We start from the raw sequence: 21,519 nt of genomic DNA on the forward strand, positions 1-21,519 counted from the left end.
TGGCGCTTGTTTTGGCGCTAAATTCGACCCGCCAGCCGATTCACTCAGACTTTAAACTTCGCAGCATAATATCAGGGTGACTCAATCAGAATTCCGATACCGGCTTTTTGCAGGGACGCCAGAGTTCATTTCAAAACTGAAGCCGTATTCGTATTCGACGGATTACAAGGCCAGAAGAATCTTATGGACAGGCCCTCTCTTTTTCGCCGGAGCGACGGCAGGTGAGGGTCCCGATCATGGCGAGGACGGGAATTACAGCTCCGAAGACGTAGCAGCGGCGAGAGCTCAAAATTTGGCCAGACAAGAGCAGTATATTAGCGAATCTATCGGGTATTACAGGCAATACATTGTGTCACGTAGGAGCGGAGATGAGGGAGCGGAGGAAGCCGAGGGCGGCCCTGCCATCGGTCGCTCGGATGGGTGGGATGTGCTGGCGGCGCCGATATTCGGAACAATCGGCGGGGCGATTGGCGGAACGATCGCCGGCTACGGGGCGGCGAGATGGGTGAGTCAGAAAGTCGGCGGCGGTTTTTGGGGCGGTCTCCTCGGTACACTGGCGGGACTCGTTACCGTCCCGTTGGGATTGGCAGTCGGCGCAGTTGCAGGAGGTTTAGGTGTGGCAGGTATTGTCTCCGGGGCTAAATCAAGACCGGCTGCGAATGCGCGCGACGGGGTTTTTGCAGCATTGGGGGACGCTTGCCATGTAGCGCAGGATAGAGCGTCGCACTGGGAAGGCGTCAAAGGCTTTGGGCATACGGATCCGAGGACGCAAAAGGGATGGGATACGGATAACCCAAGCCATAACAATAATGCCAGGAATGCGGAATACTTCAAAGGCGCCACCGCCGGAATCTTCGGCGGATACGAAATTGCAGTACTAAACACCAGAGAGGTGTTCGAGAGCTGGATTTCACGTGCTCAAGCAGCAGTCAATGGATTATCGGAATGAATGATCGACTTCCGTGAGAGACTGATTCGCACAAAGGAAGATACCGTCAAGATGAGCGTACGCCTAAGGATGAGCCGAAATCAAATACAGCGTGAATCTGCCTTCTCTTCGACTCTGAATTCACGGCAGCATCAGGCTGCAAATGCATCGATGGAAGAAGTTGAATCCTCTGTAACTGAGGCGCTTGATTCATCTGGCCAGCCGCTCGATGCCCGGACACGGGCTTTCATGGAGCCGCGCTTCGGGCATGATTTCGGCCAAGTGCGCGTGCATACGGATCGCCGGGCCGCGGAGTCAGCTGCACGCATCGGCGCACACGCCTACACCGTCGGCCAGAATATGGTCTTTTCGGCGGGAGAGTACCGACCCGATACGTCACAGGGACGTCAACTGATGGCACATGAGCTGACACATACCGTGCAGCAAGGGGCAACCCCGACCATTCAATGTGATGTGGAAGACCCGCAACGATTCCGGGAAGTCCATGAGGCGCTGTTTCACAACCAGCCGGGAGGCGGAGGTGCAATGCTCCAGTGGGTGGACCCTGCGCAGGGCGTTCCGGGAACCGAAGAGGCCCTCTTTCAGCAAGCGAAATCGAATATCCAGCAGTTTATTCAGGCCAATCCCGCTTCTGTTGGCGGCACCGTCACCCCCAGGACGACGGAGGCCGACCTGGATACCGACGCGATCGAGGCCAACCGGCGCATCTGCCTTCGCTTCCCCGTGATTCCTTCGCCCGCATCCGAGGCGCAAATCCGGTCAGCCGTGAGCGTGATGACGCCTGCGCTGACCAATGACGTCGACTACCAGCGCCAGTGGCTCGCCAACCGACTGCCGGGATGGAGTGACAGTGAGCTCTACAATATTACCGAGACTGACCTGCGGATGGTAGCGCTGCTCGACCGCTTGCTCAATGATCCCGATGTAGGCAGTTCATTGAAGACAATGGCAAGCCGTGCTGCCGGATTCCAGAGAGGCGAAGGACAGGCGAGGGAAATCTTCCTCCATGAAGGTATCCAGGCTCAAAACAGGCCGGGAACTCTGTATCACGAACTCACCCATTTCTACTCTCACACGGTCTTCCGCGACTGGGTGGCGACCACAACCAACAGCCGCTGGTACAACGATGGCTTCGCTGAGTATCTGGCCCGGCTGGCCATGCCGGACCCTGTTCGTGTTCAGAGGACGCAGTATCAGGATCGGTGGGACAGCATTAATACTGAGGTAGCGCCAAGTGTGCCCGAAGACGACATCGCCCGCGCCTACTTCCTCGGCGAGGTGTGGCGTATCGAGACGGCCTCCACGGTGTCCCGGCGAGAGGCTGGCGCGCAGTTGGACCTTCAGGAAACAGCCACTGCCGGTGAGGAAAAAGAGTCTTCACGGACCGGCCCCGGCATCAATCAGACCGTCATGCCCGGGCAGCACTATCGGTTCATGAATATCGGGTTTGATCGCCCCGCACCCAAGCCAGAGCATGTGGGCTTCTTTCGACAGATCAAGTCAGAGCATCTGGATCCGGCGCCAGCAGTTGCGGTGTGTTTTGTGGGCCATGCATCGACAGCCGGATCGCTCGAATACAACGAGCAATTGTCCTCGCGTCGTGCGCAAGCCTTTTACGAAATGGCCCAGACTGAGGGAGTCTCCGGCGATCGGCTCATCGGTGCGGCCAATCCGCCGCACTTGGGCGAAACCCGCGTGACGGCCACCGAAGAAGATCCGGCCACCCGGGCATTTAACCGGCGTGTAGAGATGATACTTCAACCCGTCGCCGCAGGAGCAACCGTGGCTCAGGCTAACATGCGCCGCAGTTCACGCATCGATGTCGCCACCTCCGTTCAAGCCCATCTCCCATCTTATCCCGACAGCGATGGCGGATTGTTAACCCAGGCATTGCTTGCCCGCCTCGGGCGACAGGGAACGACTCCCAGCGCAGCGACCGCCGCTGTAGGGGCAGGCGAACGCAGATTCGGCAGTTCGCCCGGCTCCGATGAGGAGCGGGCGGGAGTCTCGGTTGGCCAGAGCGCCACTGCCGCTTCGGGAAGCACTCCGCAACGCCGTGCTGTTGTCATTGGCAACGGCGATTATGATCCGGCCACAACCAGCGGACATACCATGGCGACGACAAACCCGTTGCCAAGCAGCTTGACCGACTCCAGCCGAATTGCCACAGCGCTTTCCGACAGGGGGTATGATGTGAGCCATCTCCCCAATCAGACGGCGACGCAGATCGACTCGGCGCTGACGAGCGCACTCTCCGGGCTTTCGGCCGGAAGCGAACTATTCTTCTATTACAGCGGGCATGGCACGCTTGAGGGGCTCATCGGCATCGACGGCACTGCGTTCACTCAGGCGCAAATGCTGTCGATCCGTTCCGCTGCCCGTACGGCTCTGGTTGACCTGATCATCAATACCGACGCTTGTCATTCCGGGGTCTTCGCCGACGCGATTCGCGGTGCAGAGCTGCGGGACACGCGTACATCTGCCGCGGGTGGCAGCGGCGGATCGACCAATGCTATTCTGGTGGCGGCGCTTGACGCTGCCATTGCCGTACAAGATGCGAAGGATGCTTACAATACAGCTATCCAAGGATGGTGGGAGCAGCGCTGGGTCCTGGAGGCAGCCATGGCCGCACCTCCACCAATGACTGACCCGGATATCGACCCACGCGGGATCGCGTGGAGCACTCATTACCAAACAGCCGCTTCGCATTGGAATGACTTTGTCACCACGGCAAACCCGCTCCTCCACGCCATGCGGATCGCTGCCGCTACGGCTGGAATCGCATTGGCCGGTCTCACACTCACCTCAATTACGTCACCCTATAACAGCGACGCCGAGATGTTAGTGCAGGCTGGCCTCGATGACGTGGATACGCTCACCAATCAGGTGCTCACGGAGGTCGATGGGCGGTTGCCGTAGCCAGGGGATGTTGTCAGGGTTACTGATCCCAAAGGAGAAATCATATGAGCAGTTTTCCCGGTTCACCGAATCTGGCCAGGGGGGCGCTGGTCGGTTATGACCCGATGAATCCGCTGGCCAGTGTGATCGTTTTTCAGTATAACCCGCAAACGCTGACGCGTTCGCTGAGGGCTCGTTCCTCGGGTGGGGAGGGCGGCGCTGTTGCAGAGGTGACGCGCCTTTCCGGCGCACCGGAGGAGACCATCAGCCTGGAGATCGAGATCGACGCCACCGACCAGCTGGAGAAAGCCGATCCGATAGCCGTCAGCATGGGCATCTACCCGCAGCTTTCGGCCCTTGAGATGCTCCTTTATCCCAAGACCGTCCAGGTGATCGCCAACACGGCTCTCATGGCGGCGGGCACCATCGAGATCATCCCGCCAGAAGGCCCGTTCGTTCTCTTCATCTGGGGTATGAAACGCGTGCTGCCGGTGAAGCTCTCCGAGTTCTCTATCACCGAGGAAGCCCATGACGTCAACCTGAACCCCATTCGCGCCAAGATATCGCTCAGCCTGAAGGTTCTGAGCTACAATGATCTCTCTCTGACCCATCCGGGCTACTATGCCTTCCTGGGCCACCAGGCGGTGAAGGAAGCGATGGCTGTGATCGGCAGCGTGAGCAACGTGAGCGCCGCGGCAAGCAGCGGCATCAATCTTGGGTGAGGTAAGCTATGTTCGATTCTACCAGCCGATACTACAATCTGGAGACGGCCACCTATACCACTAGCGATGGGCAGGTGATCGCCTACAAGCGACGAAGATTCCTGCCGCAGGGCAAAGACCTGCCGCTTTTAACCCAGAGCAGGGTGGAACAGAGCGACCGCTTGGACCTGATCGCGGGCCGAACCATCGGCGATCCGGAGCAGTTCTGGCGCGTCTGCGATGCCAATGACGCCATGAATCCGGACGAGTTGATCGAAGAGCCGGGAGTAAGCCTCCGGGTGCCGATTCCCCAGCCTGAGGTGCCTCGATGACCCAACCGGGAATTCATCTGACCCTGCTCATGGGGCCGACTGTGCCGGTGCCGGTTACGCCCACGCTTCTGGAGGCGCTGGACAGCGTGGAGGTGACGCACCGGGATCAGGGACGCTCCGGGTTTCAGATGACGTTCAAGGTGGGAAGGTCCGGCCCGACGGATATGCTGGAATTCAACGCACTTCAAAATTTGGCGCTCCGGCCGTTCAGCCGGGTCATCTTGATGGTGACCTTCGGCGCAGTGCCACGGATATTGATGGATGGAATCATCACTCAGCAGCAGCTCTCGCCCCAGAACCAGCCGGGCTCCTCGAGGCTGGTCATCACCGGGGAGGACGTCAGCGTGATGATGGATATGGAGGAGAAGGCCGTCGAGCATCCGGCCCAGAATGAGATGATCATCGCCAATATGATTATTGCCAGCTATGCCCAGTACGGCCTGACGCCGATGGTGATCCCGCCGGCTTCCTTCGATACGCCCATTCCCACGGAGAGAACGCCGGTGCAGCAGCTCACCGATCTGGCCTATTTGAACGAGATGGCCGGGCGCTGCGGATACGTTTTTTACGTCACCCCGGGGCTGGTGCCGGGACAGAACATTGCCTACTGGGGTCCGCCGATCCGGGCGGGTCTGCCGCAGAAAGCGCTTTCCCTGAACATGGGGCCCAATACCAATGTGGAGCAGATGAGCTTCTCTAACGATGCCCTGCGCCCGACTTTGCAGTCGGGCTCGATTCAGGATCGGCAAAGCAATCAGAGCCTGCCGGTGCAGACCTTTGCCAGCACCCGGACACCGCTTTCCAGCCAGCCCGCGCTGATGGCTAATCAGCCCAATGTGCGGCGAAGAGGATTCCGACGCAGCGGGGTCAACACTGTTCAGGCCTATGCCCAGGCTCAGGGAGTGACCGATATCTCCACCGATGATGTGGTGACTGCCAGCGGAGAGCTCAATGCCTTGTTTTATGGAGACTTGCTTCAGCCCAGGGGGTTGGTGGGAGTGCGGGGCGCAGGCTACAGCTATGACGGGACTTACTATGTTAAAAACGTCACCCACAGCATCCGCAAGAACGAATACAAACAGCGTTTCACCCTGACCCGCGAAGGGACAGGATCGATAACGCCGATGGTGAGAACATGAAATTCTTCGGCAAATATCGCGGCACGGTAGCCAATAATGTCGATCCGATGCAGCAGGGACGCATCCAGGTGAATTGTCCTTCGGTTCTGGGAGACGGCCAGATGAGTTGGGCCATGCCCTGCTCTCCCTATGCAGGCTCTTCAGTGGGGCTGTTCACCATTCCGCCAGCCGGGGCCAATGTGTGGGTGGAGTTTGAAGAAGGCGAACCCGATTACCCCATCTGGAGCGGATGCTTCTGGGGAACGGGGGAGGTTCCGGCCAGTCCCGCTATCGCCGAGATGAAGGTCTTCAAAACGGATACGGCCACCATCACCATCAATGATACGCCCGGCGCGGGAGGCATCAAGATTGAGACCACCGCCGGGATGAAGATCGAGATCAGCGCCACCGGCATCGAGATCAATAACGGCTCGGGCGCCAGCATCAAACTTCAAGGTAACAAAGTAACCATCAACGATTCCGCCCTGGAGGTGATGTGATGTCTGGTTATCTGCTCCATCAGGGGGCCACGGTGATGTGTGCTCACTCCGGGCAGGCTCAGCCTACGGCGCCCAATGCGCGCGTCAAGGTGAACAGCCAGATGGTGGTGACTCAGAGCTGTACCTATACCATCGCCGGTTGCTCGTTCAACGTTTCCGGGTCTCCGGTTCCGTGCGTCACCGGCCAGTGGATCACGGCAGCAACACGGGTAAAAGTGGGGGGGCTTCCTGTTCTCCTGCAGGATAGCCAATCGACTTGTATGCCCAACGGCACGCCGATGACCGTTTCATCTACCCAGACTCGAGTGAGGGGGACATAATGCAAATCGATTATCCGCTTCATTTCGATAGCCGCGGCCGCACAGCGGAGGCCGCCGCAGATAAACACATCCGCGATCTGATCGAGCAGGTCCTTTTCACCTCTCCCGGCGAACGCGTCAACCGGCCCACATTCGGCTGCGGGCTGATGCAGCTGGTGTTCGCCCCCAACAGCGATGAGCTGGCTACGGCCACCCAGTATCTGGTGCAGGGCTCTTTGCAGCAATGGCTGGGGGACTTGATTCAGGTGGAAGCCGTCGAGGTGCGCTCGGAGGAATCGACCATTGAGGTCACCATGAAGTATATCGTTCGCCAGACCCGGGAGCGCACGGTGGCGCAGTTCTCGCGCGAGGTTTAGATGAATACACAATATCATTGCCACAATCCGCAGCGGCTTCAATTGGTGCGTCAGCACCCGAATCTCAACGCCATCGACTATCTGGAGGTGCTCGATCAGCTCTCTCCTGATCAGAGCCTGCGCCAGCGCATCCTGCTGGTCCATTGCGTCAAACCGATTTCCGGCGTCACGGCCGCCAATGTGCGCATCGAGGGCGGAGTTCGCCGTCAGGTGAATGTTCAAGAAGCATCTATAGCCTCCGAAATGATCGATGCCCTCAAGGATTTGCCTGTCCAGACCCGCAGCGAGATACTCGATCGCGATGACCCGGCCAGGGTGCTCATCGTCAAGGTCGATTCATTGGCCGATTTCTCCACCTACCGGCTGAAGCTGGTCAAATCGATTACCAGCGATACGCCGCCCGTCGGCTTCGATCCGGTCCTTTTCTGGATTGAGTTCGCCTTCAAGGTGGAATGCCCCAGCGATTTCGATTGCCTGCCCAGGCTGGTTTGCCCGCCGCCGGATCTGACCGGACCCCGGATCGATTACCTGGCCAAGGATTATGCCAGCTTCCGTCGATTGCTCCTGGACCGGCTTTCCACCGTTCTGCCCGATTGGCAAGAGCGCAACGCGGCCGATGTGGGCGTGGCGCTGGTGGAAGCTCTGGCTTATGCCGGAGACTATCTCAGCTACTATCAGGATGCGGTAGCTACCGAGGCCTATCTGGGCACAGCCCGCAAGCGTACTTCGGTGCGCCGCCATGCCAAGCTGATCGATTATCCGATGCATGAAGGCTGCAATGCCCGCGTGTGGGTGCAGATTCAATCCAATGGTGGCGATATCTTCCTTCCACAGGGAATGCAATTATTCACCCGGCTCACTGCCATCAACACGCGAATCGCTCCCAATTCCACCGAATACGATAAGGCGATGGAGCAGCAGCCGGAATGCTTTGAAACCCTGCACGAAGCCATCCTCTGCGAGCATCACAACGAGATCAGGTTCTATACCTGGGGAGACGAGGAGTGCTGCCTGCCGGAAGGCTCGACCAGCGCCACGCTTCTGGATGACAAGGACAATCGGCTGCGGCTACGAGTAGGGGACGTGCTCATCTTCGAAGAGGTGCGTAATTCCAAAACCAGACTCGCCTGCGAAAAGAATCCGGCCCATTGCCATGCCGTGCGTCTCACTCGGGTCTATCCTCAGGCGGAGATTTCTGCCGATAGCGGAGAACTGCAATTGAAACAGGAAGGCAGTGTCGACCAGAGCCTGACCGATTCCCTGACAGATGAAATGATTGTGGAGATCGAGTGGGCACAAGAGGATGCCCTTCCTTTCTGCCTGTGTCTGGAAGAGGTGGTCGATCCCCTTGATCCGGAAAAGGGAAAACAGCCGGTGAGCGTAGCCCGGGCCAATATCGTGCTGGCCGATCACGGCCGGACCCTGGGAGCGGGTAAAGGTGGGGTTGCCGATACCCCGGAGGCATTGGATTCCCCCGGCGAGGATCAATACCGGCCTTCTCTGAAGGAGACCGGGATCACCCACGGCGTTCCTTACAGCGATTCCCAGGCGCGGCGCAAATCTGCCGCGGCAGCATTGGCGCAGGATCCGCGTCAGGCCCTGGCCGAGGTAACGCTTTATGATGATGACGGCAATGACTGGCACGCCCAGCGCGATCTCCTCTACAGCGGCGAGTTCGATCACGACTTTGTCGCCGAGATAGAGGATAACGGCAAAGCCCGGCTGCACTTCGGCGATGGGTTCCTCGGCGAAGCTCCTAAGGAAGGAGCCTCGCTGGAAGCGGTCTACCGGATCGGCAACGGGCGAGCTGGGAATGTGGGGGCGGAGGCCATTGCCCATATTATTGCCAGCGATGACGGCATCGGCACGGTGAGGAATCCCATGCCTGCTCAGGGAGGCACGGATGCCGAGTCCATAGAGGAAGTGAAACTCTATGCTCCGCAAGCCTTCCGCACTCAAAAGCGGGCCGTTACCCCTCAGGATTATGCCGATTGTGCTGCCAAGCACCCTGAAGTGCAGAAAGCGGTGGCTACGTTGCGCTGGACGGGAAGCTGGCACACACTGTTCTTGACCGTGGATCGAATGGGAGGTCGGGAGGTGGATGAGGCATTCGAGGCGAAACTAGTCGCCTTTCTAGAGCAATTCCGACTGGCCTGCCATGACCTGGAAATAGAGCCGCCGATCTATGTGCCGCTGGATACCGCCATGAACGTCTGCGTCAAGCCGGGCTATTTCCGCGACAGGGTCAAGAGCGCGCTGCTGGAGGCATTCGGAACCTCGGATTTGCCCGATGGACGGCGCGGCTTCTTCCATCCCGATAATTTCACCTTCGGGCAGGCGGTCTATCTCAGCCAAGTGATCTCCACCGCCATGCAGATACCGGGGGTCCAGTGGGTGGACCTGAGCGGAGAGATGAACCGGTTCCAGCGATGGGGAGAGCCACCGCATGACGAAGTGGAGGATGGTCTGATTGCCATGGATCGCCTGGAGATCGCGCGCCTCGATAACGATCTCAGCCAACCGGAGAACGGTAGAATCGAATTCTTAATGGAAGGTGGCCTATGACCACACCCTGCAACAGTTCGCCGCTGAGTCCCTGCGATTGCCCCGAAACGCTTCAAATTACGAGGGACAATCCGCCAGGACAGCCCGCCATCTCATACCGGCTGGGAACTCATGCCGTGCTCTTCCAGCAGATGCTGGAGAGGATTCACTCCGATGAGTTTCTTCAGAAGCATCTAACTTCTCGTAGCACCGATGATCCGGCCGTTGCTTTTCTGGATGCCTGGGCTATAGTAGGGGATGTGCTGACGTTCTATCAGGAACGCATCGCCAACGAAGGGTATCTGGGCACGGCCACCGAACGGCGCTCCATACTGGAGATGGCCCGAACCATCGGCTATGAGCTGGACCCCGGTGTTGCCGCCAGCACCTACCTGGCCTTCACCGTGGACAGTACCACCGATCCATATCTGGAGGCGACTATCTCTCAGGGAACTCAGATTCAAAGCATTCCGGCCAAGGGACAGTTGCCCCAGACATTTGAGACGTCCCAAGAGTTTATCGCCCACGCAGAGTGGAATGAACTCAAACCGCGCCGGAGCCGCAACCAGACGCTGGCCCTTGATGCTGATGGCAGGCTGTGCTATCTGGCCCTTTCCGATAAGGGATCGCACACTGTCAGCCAATACTTTCTAGTGAATCCCGATCCTTCGCTCCAAGCCAGCGATCATGTCGAGGCCGCTACGGTCAATACTCTGTACCTGGAGGGCGTGGCCGCTCGACTCCAACCCGGCGATCTCATCCTTCTGGCCGGAGTCAAGAACGGCGGCAGTTACAAAACGCTTGTCAATCCTATCGTACGCCTCGAAATCCAGAAAGAACTGAATCGAACGGTCATCGAACTGGATGGAACCTCTGAAGCTATCACCTTTGCGCCCGCCGATCTGTCTCTGGTCAACTCAATCGCCACCGGGCTCTCCTTCGACGCCGAGCAGGTTCAATCCAATGTGCTTGCCGCCGATATCAGCCAGAAGATGCTGAGCGCGCTGATGAATATCAACCAGTGGGATCGGACCGGGCTTTTGAACCACATCAACGCCATTCAATCCGCTGCAGCCACGCTGTCCACTTTCCAGGGCGTGTTTGCCTTCCGGGAGCAGGTGGGATTCTTTGGTAATACTGCGCCCAAATGGGAATCTCTGCCTGTCAGTCAACGATATGATCATTACAAAGTTCAGGAAGGCGGGGAGTGGAAAGAGGTTGACGGCGATCCTGTTTACGAGCAGGACTGGGACAAGTACGGTTGGCTTATCTGGAAAGACTATCCCGTCGGAAACTGGTACTCCTCCTCCGGTGCGGACGTCTATCTGGAAAGGAAAGTGGAGGGGATCGGGAAAGAGAGCTGGACGGTGTTCCAACTTGCTGGCCAGGGCTCGCAACATCGATATACGGCGCTGCGGGTGACGGACACCATGGATCAATCAATCACCGGCTTCTCTCTGAGCGGAAAATCCACCGGACTGCGGCTGAGGGAGGAAAACGGACGTCCTATACGTGACCCGTATAACGATTTCGTGTTCACCAACGATGCCTTCGATGAATTTCAGGTCCGCAATACCACCGCCCATGTCAAAAGCGAGAGGCTGGCCCTGACGGCCTTGCCGATAGAGGACAACATGGAAGAAGAGCAGATGGATGCCGAGGGCAATACAACGCTCTCCGGCGTCAGCCAGATGATGCTCGAAGGCATGGTGCTGGACTTGCAGATAGATCAGCCGGTGATCATCAGCGGCGAACAAGCGGATGCCGCAGGGGTCATCTCCAGCGAGGTGGCGTTGCTAAAGGATATCGTCCATAACCGAGGATACACCGTGCTCTATTTCAAGGAAGCCCTGAAGTACCGTTATCTTCGCGATACTGTCAGCCTCAGCGCCAATGTGGTTCCGGCCACTCACGGAGAGACGGTTTCGGAGGTGCTGGGGAGTGGGAACGGCACTCAAACCAATCAGCGTTTCAAGCTCAAGAAGCCCCCGCTAACCTATACGTCGGCGTCCACAGAGACCGGATCGGAAAGCTCGCTCACCGTCAAGGTCGACGGAATCGACTGGGAGGAAGCCGGTTCTCTTTATGGACTCGACTCCCGAACCCGGAGCTATATTGTGCGCCTGGATAACGAAGGCAATGTGTTTATCACCTTTGGCGATAGTAAGATGGGGGCTCGCCTGCCGACAGGTGTGGAGAATATCGCCGCCACCTATCGCAGCGGCATCGGCTTTGACGGCGAGGTCGATGCCGAGAGCCTGAAGCTTCTCAAGACCCGGCCTCAGGGAATCCGCAGCGTCAATAACCCAATCGCTGCCAGCGGCGCGGATGACCCGGAGACGATGGATACCGCCCGCACGAATGCCCCTTTGACCGTGCTGACCATGAATCGCATCGTCTCGCTGAAGGACTACGAAGACTTCAGCCGGGCGTTTTCCGGCATCGGTAAGGCTCAGGCGATTGTGCTCTGGAACGGCGAAGTCGATCTGGTGCATATCACCATCGCCAGCGCCGGCGGGGAAGCACTGGATTCCACTTCGATCACCTATCAGAACTTGGTGGAGGCCATCGATACCTACCGCAATCCCATCTGCCAGGTGCAGGTGGACACCTTCGATCTGCGCCTTTTCCACATAGAAGCCAAGGTCAAAATCGATTCCCGTTACGTTGCCGCCGATGTCCTGGATCAGGCTGAGTCGGCGCTGAAAGAGGCTTTCGCCTTCGAAGAGCGAATGTTCGGCCAACCGGTCACGGCAGCGGAGGTCATCAGCATCATCCAGCAGATTCCCGGCGTCATCTACGTCGATCTGGATCGGCTTTACTTGGCCGATGATGAAACGGGACCGACCCAGATCAACCCGCCATCGATGTTGCCCGCCCATCAAGCCCGATGGCCTCGCGGCAAGGATTTTGAGCGGGCGCAATTGCTTCTGATCAACCCCGTCGGCATCAAGATGGAGGAAAAGACATCATGACTCAGAATGACCAGGATCGCCTCTATAATCTTTTGCCGTCCATCTATCGCATCCGGGATGCCGATCAGGGAGAGCCTTTGCGCTCCCTTTTGATGATTATTCAGGAGCAGGCCGATGCCCTCCGGAAGGATATCGACGGCCTCTATGAGGACTGGTTTATCGAGACCTGCGCCGATTGGGTGATCCCTTATATCGGCGAACTGGTGGGCAACCGGCCTTTGCATGAGATCAAAAAGGCTCGCCGCACCGATGTGGCCAAGACCATCTATTACCGGCGGCGCAAGGGTACCGCGGCCATGCTGGAAGAGATGGCGAGAGATGTGACCGGCTGGGGGGCGCATGTGGTGGAGTTCTTCAAGCTGATGGAGTGGAGCCAAAATCTGAATCATCTCCGGTTTTCGAAATCTATCGATCCACCCCCCGGTTCGCCCGTATCGGTGGACTACGTGGGAACGGTCAATATCCGAAGCCGGGACGTCATCGACCGGATCGACGGACCTTTTGACGTCATCAGCCACACGGCGGATATCCGTCCCATCTGCTGCTGGGAGGGCTGGCACAATATTCGCAAGATCGGGTTTTTCCTCTGGCGGTTGGAGACGTATCTATTGGCTGCCATCAGCCCGCGTCCGGTGCCGGATCATCCCCATTGCTTTACCTTCAGCCGGTTGGGAAATATGACGCCGCTTTTCCATGAGCCTCAGCGCGAGGATGACGATACCGGACTCGCCAGGGAAATCCATGTGTCCGGCCCGATCCGGCCATTGGCTTTTGATATTGATTTGAAGGCATATGATCCTGACGATGGCTCCGGCAGCAGCGATTATTATGGCCATGACCGGGGACTCTCGATCACCAAAAACGGGAAGCCGGTGCCCCCGGAAGATATCGTGAGCATGGACCTGAGCAGCTTCGGGTGTCCTGACGCAGGCAAAGTAGCCATCGATGTGAAACATGGCCTGCTGGGATTTGCGCCGGGCGAGGAGCCAAGCGCTCCTGCCAATTTGGCTAAGTTCAATGCTACGTACACTTATGCCTTCAGCGCTGATATCGGCGGCGGCCCTTATGAACGCCGTCAGGACATGATCGAACATGAAGAGGAAACAGCTACGGTGATCGAGGTGGCCAAAGGAACTGCTATCGATACGCTGCAAAAGGCTCTCAATCAGTGGGCTGCAGACGATAAGAAAGCGTGTACCATTCGAATCATGGACAACGGCATCTACGGCGGCAACATGGATATCGAGTTGCCTGTGGACGGTTGGCTGCAAATCCAGGCGGATAACGGCGTCTGGCCCGATGTGCGTCTGGTCGGAATTTCCAGCCTCAAGGTTGCCAGCGGTGAAGCCAGATTAATCCTGGATGGCCTTCTAGTGGAAGGGGCTTTTGATCTCAGCGGCAGCCTGGATTTGATCCTTCAGCATTGCACGCTCGTTCCCGGAAGATGGCTGAACCTGGCGGGCGATCCCATTTATCCTGATCGCGATAGTCTGGTGGTTACGACCGCTTCTGCCGAAATGAGCGTCACCATCAGGAAGTGTATCCTCGGCCCGATACGAATGCCGGAGATCACCAAATGCCTGGCGATTGAGGACAGCATCGTCCAGGGGTTGAGAGTAGGCAAAGGCGTGCGGTATGCCATCGCGGCGGATGATCAAGGAGATGAACCCGGCCCGCCGCTGGTTCTGGACCGCGTCACTGTCTTTGGCCCCGTGTATGCCAAAGAATTGATCCGGGCCTCCGAGGTGATCTTCACCGATGAGGTCATGACCGAGCGCCAGCAGATCGGCTGCGTCCGCTTCAGCTACGTGCCGGAGGGATCGCTGACGCCTCGGCGCTATCACTGCCAGCCGGATACGGCGATGTCTAAAGAAGAGCAGCTTCTCAAGCGTAATTTGACCGCCGCGGAGAGAAAGCTGATCAGGGATCGGCTGGAGCCACTCTTTACCTCCCGGCGCTATGGAGAGCCGGGCTACGCACAGATAATCCGCCCCTGCGCCGTGGAGATTCGCACTGGCGCGGAAGACGGCTCGGAGATGGGAGCGTTTGCTTCTTTGAAGCAGCCTCAGAGGGAGGCTAATTTGCGGATGAGGTTGGAGGAGTATTTGCCCTTCGGCCTGGAGGCAGGGTTTGTGTTTGTGACGTAGGGGGATTTCAAAAGATGCAGTGCATCGGGGCGTTGTCAGAGTTTGGGCCGCCCGATGGAGGAGATGGATTCCCGTTTTCACGGGAATGACATGGCAAAGAGAGTGCAGAGATACTTCTCTGCCGGGGTTTTAGAGCCTGCCCTGAGCTTGCCGAAGGGGGTGTCCCCTAAGTTTCTTCTTCCTCCCCCTCTCCTGGGAGAGGGGGATCGAGGGGGTGAGGGCCAATGTTTGCATTCAAGTCTTGGTTTGAATTGGAGGAGCATATGGAGAAAATTGATCTAAAAAAGGACCTCAAGCTTCTCTACCAGCCTTCTGCCAAAGAGGTGGTCGAGGTGGAAGTCCCGACCATGAACTTCCTGATGGTCGACGGCATGGGCGATCCGAATACATCCAAAGCTTATCAAGAGGCGATCGAAGTCCTCTATCAGCTTTCCTACACGCTCAAGTTCATGATGAAAAAGGGGCCCTCGGCGATCGACTACGGTGTTATGCCGCTCGAAAGTCTTTGGTGGGCTGATGATATGAAGGCATTTGTTTTCGGCAACAAGGACCAGTGGAAATGGACGGCGATGATTATGCAGCCTGGCATAATAACCAGACAGTTGGTTGATGCTGCCATCGCTGAGGTGAAGAAAAAGAAAAACCCGGCGGCTCTGCCGCTTGTCCGATTTGAATCCCTCTCCGAAGGACGCGCTGCACAGATCATGTATACCGGGCCGTTCTCTGAGGAGGGTCCGACTATCGAGAAGATACACAAGTTCATCGAGAGCCGGGGGCTGAAGCCGGTCGGAAAGCATCATGAGATTTATCTCAGCGATATGCGCCGGGTGGAACCGGCTAAGTGGAAAACTGTGATCAGGCAGCCGATGGGTTAAGAAAATCCCCTCGGTCCCCCTTTAACAAATGGGGAGGGTTGTAATTATTCGGAGAGTGTTCCCCGCAATGGAAATAGTATTTAATCGACTTGGAGGCAGACAATGAAAGGCGATTTCACCCGATTTACCCATGATCCTGTAAAACACTACAGCGGCGTGCTCAAGCAGCAGGGACGCGTAGACCTGGATGCCGATTGGAACGAATACGTCCAGATTCAGAGTTACCTGGCTCAGATCGAGACTCGGGATGTGATCGGCTGCTGTGGTGTTCCCAACAGCCATCCGCGCGGATTCAAGATCGAGCGGGTCTCCGGCGAAAAGTTGACGCCGGAGGAGTTGAAAGAGGAAGCAGCCTCCAGGAAGAAGGATCGATCCAGGCTCAAGGTGAACCCCGGTCGAATCTACGTTGATGGACTCCTTTGCGAGTCGGATCGGGCGCAGGTTCTTCCCAATCCCCGCGAAGCTGGTGTCTATCTGGCCTATCTGGATGTCTGGCAGCGTCACATCACCTTCGTCGAGGACCCTGATCTACCGGAGATCGCCCTGGGTGGAGTGGATACAACCACGCGCGTTAAGACCGAGTGGCAGGTCAGGTTCGCCAACGTCTCCGATAAGGTCAAGCAGGGGCATTTGGATTGTAAGCCTTTCGCTTGCAGCAAGAACCCCTGGGAGCCGATAGAAGCCGTCAGCACCGGTCGGTTGGCCGCCAAAGCCGAGGAGGCCGAAGGCGAGGAGCTGTTGTGCAAGGTTCAGGACCAGGCCGGATATCGCGGGCTGGAGAATCGTCTCTATCGAGTGGAAATTCATAGCGGCGGTGAGGATGGCCATGCCACCTTCAAGTGGTCGAGAGATAATGGCGCCGTCGTCTTCCCAGTAAAAGAGATGAAAGTCCAGGGGAGCAAGTCCACCATTACGCTCAAGCAGGCGGGCAAGGACGATGTCCTGACGCTGCACATCGGCGATTGGGTGGAGGTTCTGGGAGATAAGACCGATTTGGCCTTGAAGTCCGGCACTATGGCCCAGGTAGCCTCCGAGTCCGACGGCACGGATATCGCCAAGGGGATTGTGGTGCTTATGACCGATCTTTCGGCGCACCAGAAAGAAGGCCATCTCAAAATCCGCCGGTGGGATCAGAAGGAGAACAGCAAGACTCATCTGAACAGCGGCGTGATAAAGGTCAAAGAGGATGAATGGACTCCGCTGGAGAGCGGCGTGGAGGTCTGTTTCAAGAGCGGCGCTTACCAGGTGGGAGACTACTGGATGATCCCAGCCCGCACCAAGGTGCGCGACGTGCTCTGGCCGGAGACAGACGGCCAGCCTGATTTCGTGTTCCGGCACGGTGTGGAGCATCACTACTGCGCTTTGGCGCTGATCGAATTCGATGGCCGAACCTGGGGCGAGCCGAGAGACTGCCGTCATCTCTTCCCGCCGTTGACTGAAGTAACCGGCGATTGCTGCACGCCTGTCAATCCGGGGGATGATGTCCAGCAGGCAGTGGATTCGGCCATTGCCGCAGGCGGCGGGTGCATCTGCCTCTGCCAGGGAACTCACCTCATCGAGGGCCCTCTGAAGCTGATCCGGGCGCGCAATCTCACCATCCATGGGGAAAACGCTTCCACTATTCTGCAATTCAAGGGCACGAGCGAAGCTGGCGAGGGGGGAATCCTCCTCTCCGGCTGCAACGGCGTGGCTTTTAAAGATATGGCCATCTTGGGCGACGGCGTTTCGGCCCTGATTTCCACCCAGGCTGATGAGAAATTAAATTTGAATCTCAACATCGCCCTGGATCATCTGACGCTGGTCAATCGCACTACGGCAGTGGAAAAGATCGGCGGTAATTGCGCAGTTCGGCTGGGCCAAGCGATTGGCATTACCATTGAGCACTGCCGGTTGACCGCCGATATCGGCATCGTCTCTCTCCTGGGAAATGATCTGCCCGAATACTTGGCCGATGACGGCTCCTTTTCCTTCCCGGCGGGGAATATCAGCTATGACTCACGGAGCGATTCCGAATCTGTGGAGATCAAGAAGGCGAGTCGACCCGACAGGCTTACCATCGAGGAGGTCGTGCCGGAAACCGAGACCTTTGAACCCACAGCGGAGACAGATTATCGCGTTGGCGTCAATCAACTCCTGATGAGGGATTCAGCGATAAGGTATCGACGCTTTGGCATCTGGGCGCTCAAGAGTGTGGAGTGGCGGCTGGACAATTGCCGCTTTGAACCGGTCAGCGCCGTCACGGAGGCCGTTTCATCCGAGGAGGCCCTTCAGAGTCACCGCATCGAGGCTGATGCTACAGCTTCCAAGCTCACCGGTACAGCTATCCAGGCATTCATCTGGAAGGATAGCGCCATCACCCGATGCCATCTGACCGGACGTATCGGACTGAACATCATCGCCTGGCTGGGAGGCGAGGCTTCCAATAATACCATTACGGCCAAGCACGCTGCGATTGTTCTCTGGCTTTGCGGAGCCAAGATCGAGTCCAGTGACATCAATTCGATGGGCGGTGCAGGCATTGGCTTCGGTGCCAGCTTCCGCGCCTCGGTGACTGGCAATAAAGTCCGGGGGGCCGGCATCGCTCTGGGGAACGAGAGTTTGGATAACTGGCTCGGCGGTGTCAATAGCTATCTGCAAGAAATCGTTGGCATGTACCGGGTCGGCGATGAGCAGCGGGACGACCGCTACGAGTGGATGGCGCTCTGGATGCTGATGGAGGAAGTCTGTCGCAGCATGGGGTTGGTGGTGCTGAGGGATCGATTCCAGCAGTTCTTGAATTCCTTCGAGGCGTTCAAGGATGTTCCCGTATTGCTTCTGGCCAGCGCTCAGCTTTATCCCAGGTTGGAGGCTATCGCAAAACGACTGGGCAATCTCCCCATGCCGGTGGTGGCGTTGAGGGTGGCAGAGAATGATTTGGAAGCGACCCGGGCAGTGATCCGGCTTCTCGACTTCATACCGGTCGGGGGAATGCGCATTGCGGAAAATCGGTTGCAGACGCTACTCGGACAGGCAATCCAGGTCAAGGCGCACAAAGTTGCCGTCAATCCGCAGGTGATCTTTATCGGCTTGCGATACCTTCCCGAGATACTGACGCTTGCAACCAGAGCGCTGGCCGAACGGATAAGCGGACTAAACCTGATCAAGGCATGGAAAGAGCCTCTCTCAGGCATATTCCAGGAGATGGACAAACTGCTCGAAAGTTTGCTGGAGCAGTCGAAGTCGATCATGGAGTCCGATTGCCGTATCGAGTCCAACAGCATTCGGAGCAGACTCACTGCTATCGAGTCGAACATCTTTGAGCTGGCGATAGAGGACAATCACATCACTCTGGAGGAAAGCCCGGTCGCCGATGAGGAGATCACCGATATCATTAAGGCGCTGGAGCAGTCGGCCTCCACCAAGAACCTGGCTGTCGGAATGCGTCAGGGCTCCAAGATTCGGATGGAGCAACAGCTCGTGACGATGAAAATGGCAGGCACCTCTGCGGCGGCCAAGAAAATGCGCCGCGATACGGAGAAGGCTGCCGATACCATCAACCGCCGCACGTCGAATGAAGAGCTGAAAACTCAAACCGCGGAATTAAGCCAGGCAGCCGACAGCATGGATATCGAGAAGATGGAGGACGCTCTGGGGAAGATCGTCGAGACCATTTCGGGCTATGTGAACACCTGCGGCATCTGGGTCAAGGGGGCCGGCTGCCGCATTGTCGGGAATCAGGTTCTTGTTCCCCCCGATGCCGATGAACAGACCTGGGCTCAGGGGGGCATCCGCTTCTGGGATGATGAGGGTACGCCTATCTGGCTGATCCTCTTGGCTGACGACCTGTTGAAGTTATATAAGCCGGGACTTCAGCTTCCTTCCCTTCTGGTGGCTACGGAGACTTTGATCGATAACAATGAGGTCATCCGCGGCACCGGGCACGGCATTGAGATCGGCGGGATCAAGAACATGCCGCTGGGACTGGGCCTGGTGGATTTGAAGCTGCGGGGCAATCAGGTCCGCGATATGGCTGGGTCCGGCATTTTCTTCCGGGAGGAGAGCCTTACCGTGGGGGTGGATATCGAAGGGAATCGCATTCTGGATTGCGGCAGCCTCACTTCCCGGAGCGTCTTCGCCTCAGAAAAGGGTGGGATATTGGTGCGCAATGCTGCTTCCTGCCGCGTCCATGGGAACCGGGTGCGGTGTTCGAGCAATCTGAACAATGGGATCGGGCTGTTCGGCATCGATCTCAGAACCATCTCCGGACTCAGCCTGACAGATAACCACATCCAGCACAGCGAGGTGAGCAATTACCAGCTGGAGATTAATGCTGGCTCCAATCTGCTGACTCTGGGGCAGAGCTATCGACTGGCCGCTTTGGCTCTGGCCAGTCTCTGCGGCGGCGTAAAGCTCTCCGAGATGAGCGGAGAATCCCGCATTCTGAACAATGAGATTCTGCTTTTCCACGGCACGGGTGGTGGTCTGGTGTTGGGGAACATTGATACAGGTGCCGACTGGGGTCTCTGGCTGCAGAAGGCAGTGGTCAAGGTCCAAGAAGCGAAGAAGTCGGCCAAGATCGGCCTCACCGAAGCCATCATCGTTGGCGGAACCGATCAGCTTTTAACGGCCAGCGCCAGCATCCAGGGGAACCATTTCGAATCGGCGCTGAATCGACCCTTCTATGCGTTCCTGGTGGCCAATCTGAAGGACCTGAATTTCTCCGGTAACAATGTTCGGGCACAGGAACCGACCACAGCGCCAGGTGCGATCCTGAATGTGGGGCGCGGGATTGTATCGCACAACATGTTCGATATCGTTGATATCAGCATGGGCTCCGGAGTCATTGCCGCCAATTGCAGCAGCCAGGCGATTGTTGTGCCTGCCGGGGTGACTGCGGGGCTCAACACGCCGTGAGGATCGAGTTCCCCTGAGATACGTGAATGGAGGATGACATGGCAGAAAAAGCAAAACAGCCCATCGATGCCGAGAAACTGACGCTCAATCTGGGTAAGGACATGGCCCAGATTGAAAAAACTGCCGCCAAGATCAAGCTGCCCCGGGATTTGCGGGAACTGGATATGACGGCCCTTTTGCCCTCGAAAACGACCGCTGTGCTCAAAGAGGCCGTGGGGCAGTTGCGGGAGCAAGCGGAAACGGTGCGATCTCAACAGGAAACCGAAGTGACGCAGCAGACGGTTGAAGTGGAGAAATCCATCAAGGTTCGGCAGGCCAATCTGAAGGCCGGGCTGGAATATCTGCGAAAAGCGGCTCCGGCAGATAATGCCTCGGTTAAAACCATCGAAACGAGGGTGAATGAGACGGTCAAAACCTATGGGCGGCAAATCGAGGACGTGCAGATACGGAAGCCGGTCAAAATCACAGTGGCCAATATTGCAGAGAAGAAGACGGCGAGGACTGTCAAGCCCAAGCTCACCCCTTGAGCGATGCGACTTCCATCGCTGACCTGATCTCCCAATTCAACGGGGGGAAGCTGCCGGATACTGCCGGATACTGCCGAACAGGCCAAGGCCATCATAGCAAAAATGCCTCAACCGATGAAGGGCAATTTCGTTACCCCAGACTACAAGAGGGCCAGAATCACGTGCTCTCTGGCAACCTCCACCGTTAAAACCTACGCGCAAGGGAAAGCCGAGACAGAGGCCACTTTCTCGGCTTTCCCTCCCACTGCGACGAACTTAAGAAAGCTCTGATCAAGTCGGTCAAAGAATAAATTCAGCGGAATTCCCGCCATAAAATAACGTCGGAGTGTGGTTTTCCGTGGTTCCGCTCTCTGAACAACCCCTTTTCAGGGGAAATCCTGTCTG

14 protein-coding genes are annotated in these 21,519 nt (G+C 57.4%); all 14 read left to right on the plus strand.

What is annotated here, in order from left to right; all coding sequences use genetic code 11:
• Positions 1 to 76: 76 nt before the first annotated feature.
• The 14 genes from PHV74_07825 to PHV74_07890 all read left to right on the plus strand — a co-directional run bounded on the left by PHV74_07825 (position 77) and on the right by PHV74_07890 (position 21,135).
• Entirely contained in the window at positions 77 to 949 is an 873-nt protein-coding gene (locus PHV74_07825; protein MDD5094270.1) for a hypothetical protein, read from the plus strand.
• A gap of 150 nt (positions 950 to 1,099) precedes the next feature.
• Entirely contained in the window at positions 1,100 to 3,868 is a 2,769-nt protein-coding gene (locus tag PHV74_07830) for a DUF4157 domain-containing protein (GenBank protein ID MDD5094271.1), read from the plus strand.
• 44 nt (positions 3,869 to 3,912) lie between these two features.
• Positions 3,913 to 4,569 (plus strand): hypothetical protein, encoded by a 657-nt coding sequence (locus PHV74_07835; protein MDD5094272.1) that lies wholly within the window; start codon positions 3,913 to 3,915, stop codon positions 4,567 to 4,569.
• 8 nt (positions 4,570 to 4,577) lie between these two features.
• A complete protein-coding gene (locus tag PHV74_07840) occupies positions 4,578 to 4,880 on the plus strand; it encodes a hypothetical protein (protein MDD5094273.1) in 303 nt (100 codons plus the stop codon).
• Entirely contained in the window at positions 4,877 to 6,019 is a 1,143-nt protein-coding gene (locus tag PHV74_07845) for a hypothetical protein (protein ID MDD5094274.1), read from the plus strand. The genes PHV74_07840 and PHV74_07845 overlap by 4 nt, the downstream gene beginning before the upstream one ends.
• Positions 6,016 to 6,498 carry a phage baseplate assembly protein V gene (locus PHV74_07850; GenBank protein MDD5094275.1) on the plus strand — a complete coding sequence of 161 codons (483 nt, stop codon included), beginning with the start codon at positions 6,016 to 6,018 and terminating at the stop codon, positions 6,496 to 6,498. Before PHV74_07845 ends, PHV74_07850 begins: the two co-directional genes overlap by 4 nt.
• The gene (locus PHV74_07855) at positions 6,498 to 6,818 is read left to right on the plus strand and encodes a hypothetical protein (GenBank protein MDD5094276.1); all 321 of its coding nucleotides are present in this window, start codon (positions 6,498 to 6,500) and stop codon (positions 6,816 to 6,818) included. Before PHV74_07850 ends, PHV74_07855 begins: the two co-directional genes overlap by 1 nt.
• The gene (locus PHV74_07860) at positions 6,818 to 7,174 is read left to right on the plus strand and encodes a GPW/gp25 family protein (protein MDD5094277.1); all 357 of its coding nucleotides are present in this window, start codon (positions 6,818 to 6,820) and stop codon (positions 7,172 to 7,174) included. Before PHV74_07855 ends, PHV74_07860 begins: the two co-directional genes overlap by 1 nt.
• Positions 7,175 to 9,739 (plus strand): putative baseplate assembly protein, encoded by a 2,565-nt coding sequence (locus tag PHV74_07865; GenBank protein MDD5094278.1) that lies wholly within the window; start codon positions 7,175 to 7,177, stop codon positions 9,737 to 9,739.
• On the plus strand, positions 9,736 to 12,693 hold the full coding sequence (locus PHV74_07870; GenBank protein ID MDD5094279.1) for a putative baseplate assembly protein: 2,958 nt from the start codon (positions 9,736 to 9,738) through the stop codon (positions 12,691 to 12,693). The genes PHV74_07865 and PHV74_07870 overlap by 4 nt, the downstream gene beginning before the upstream one ends.
• The gene (locus PHV74_07875) at positions 12,690 to 14,840 is read left to right on the plus strand and encodes a hypothetical protein (protein ID MDD5094280.1); all 2,151 of its coding nucleotides are present in this window, start codon (positions 12,690 to 12,692) and stop codon (positions 14,838 to 14,840) included. The genes PHV74_07870 and PHV74_07875 overlap by 4 nt, the downstream gene beginning before the upstream one ends.
• 263 nt (positions 14,841 to 15,103) lie before the next feature.
• On the plus strand, positions 15,104 to 15,715 hold the full coding sequence (locus PHV74_07880; GenBank protein ID MDD5094281.1) for a GyrI-like domain-containing protein: 612 nt from the start codon (positions 15,104 to 15,106) through the stop codon (positions 15,713 to 15,715).
• A 102-nt stretch (positions 15,716 to 15,817) separates the two neighbouring features.
• On the plus strand, positions 15,818 to 20,608 hold the full coding sequence (locus PHV74_07885; protein ID MDD5094282.1) for a DUF6519 domain-containing protein: 4,791 nt from the start codon (positions 15,818 to 15,820) through the stop codon (positions 20,606 to 20,608).
• Positions 20,609 to 20,646: 38 nt separating this feature from the next.
• Positions 20,647 to 21,135: a hypothetical protein gene (locus tag PHV74_07890; protein MDD5094283.1), complete on the plus strand. Its 489-nt coding sequence runs from the start codon at positions 20,647 to 20,649 to the stop codon at positions 21,133 to 21,135.
• The last annotated feature ends 384 nt before the right edge of the window (positions 21,136 to 21,519 follow it).

The organism is Dehalococcoidia bacterium (assembly GCA_028711995.1).
GTDB lineage: Bacteria > Chloroflexota > Dehalococcoidia > SZUA-161 > SpSt-899 > JAQTRE01.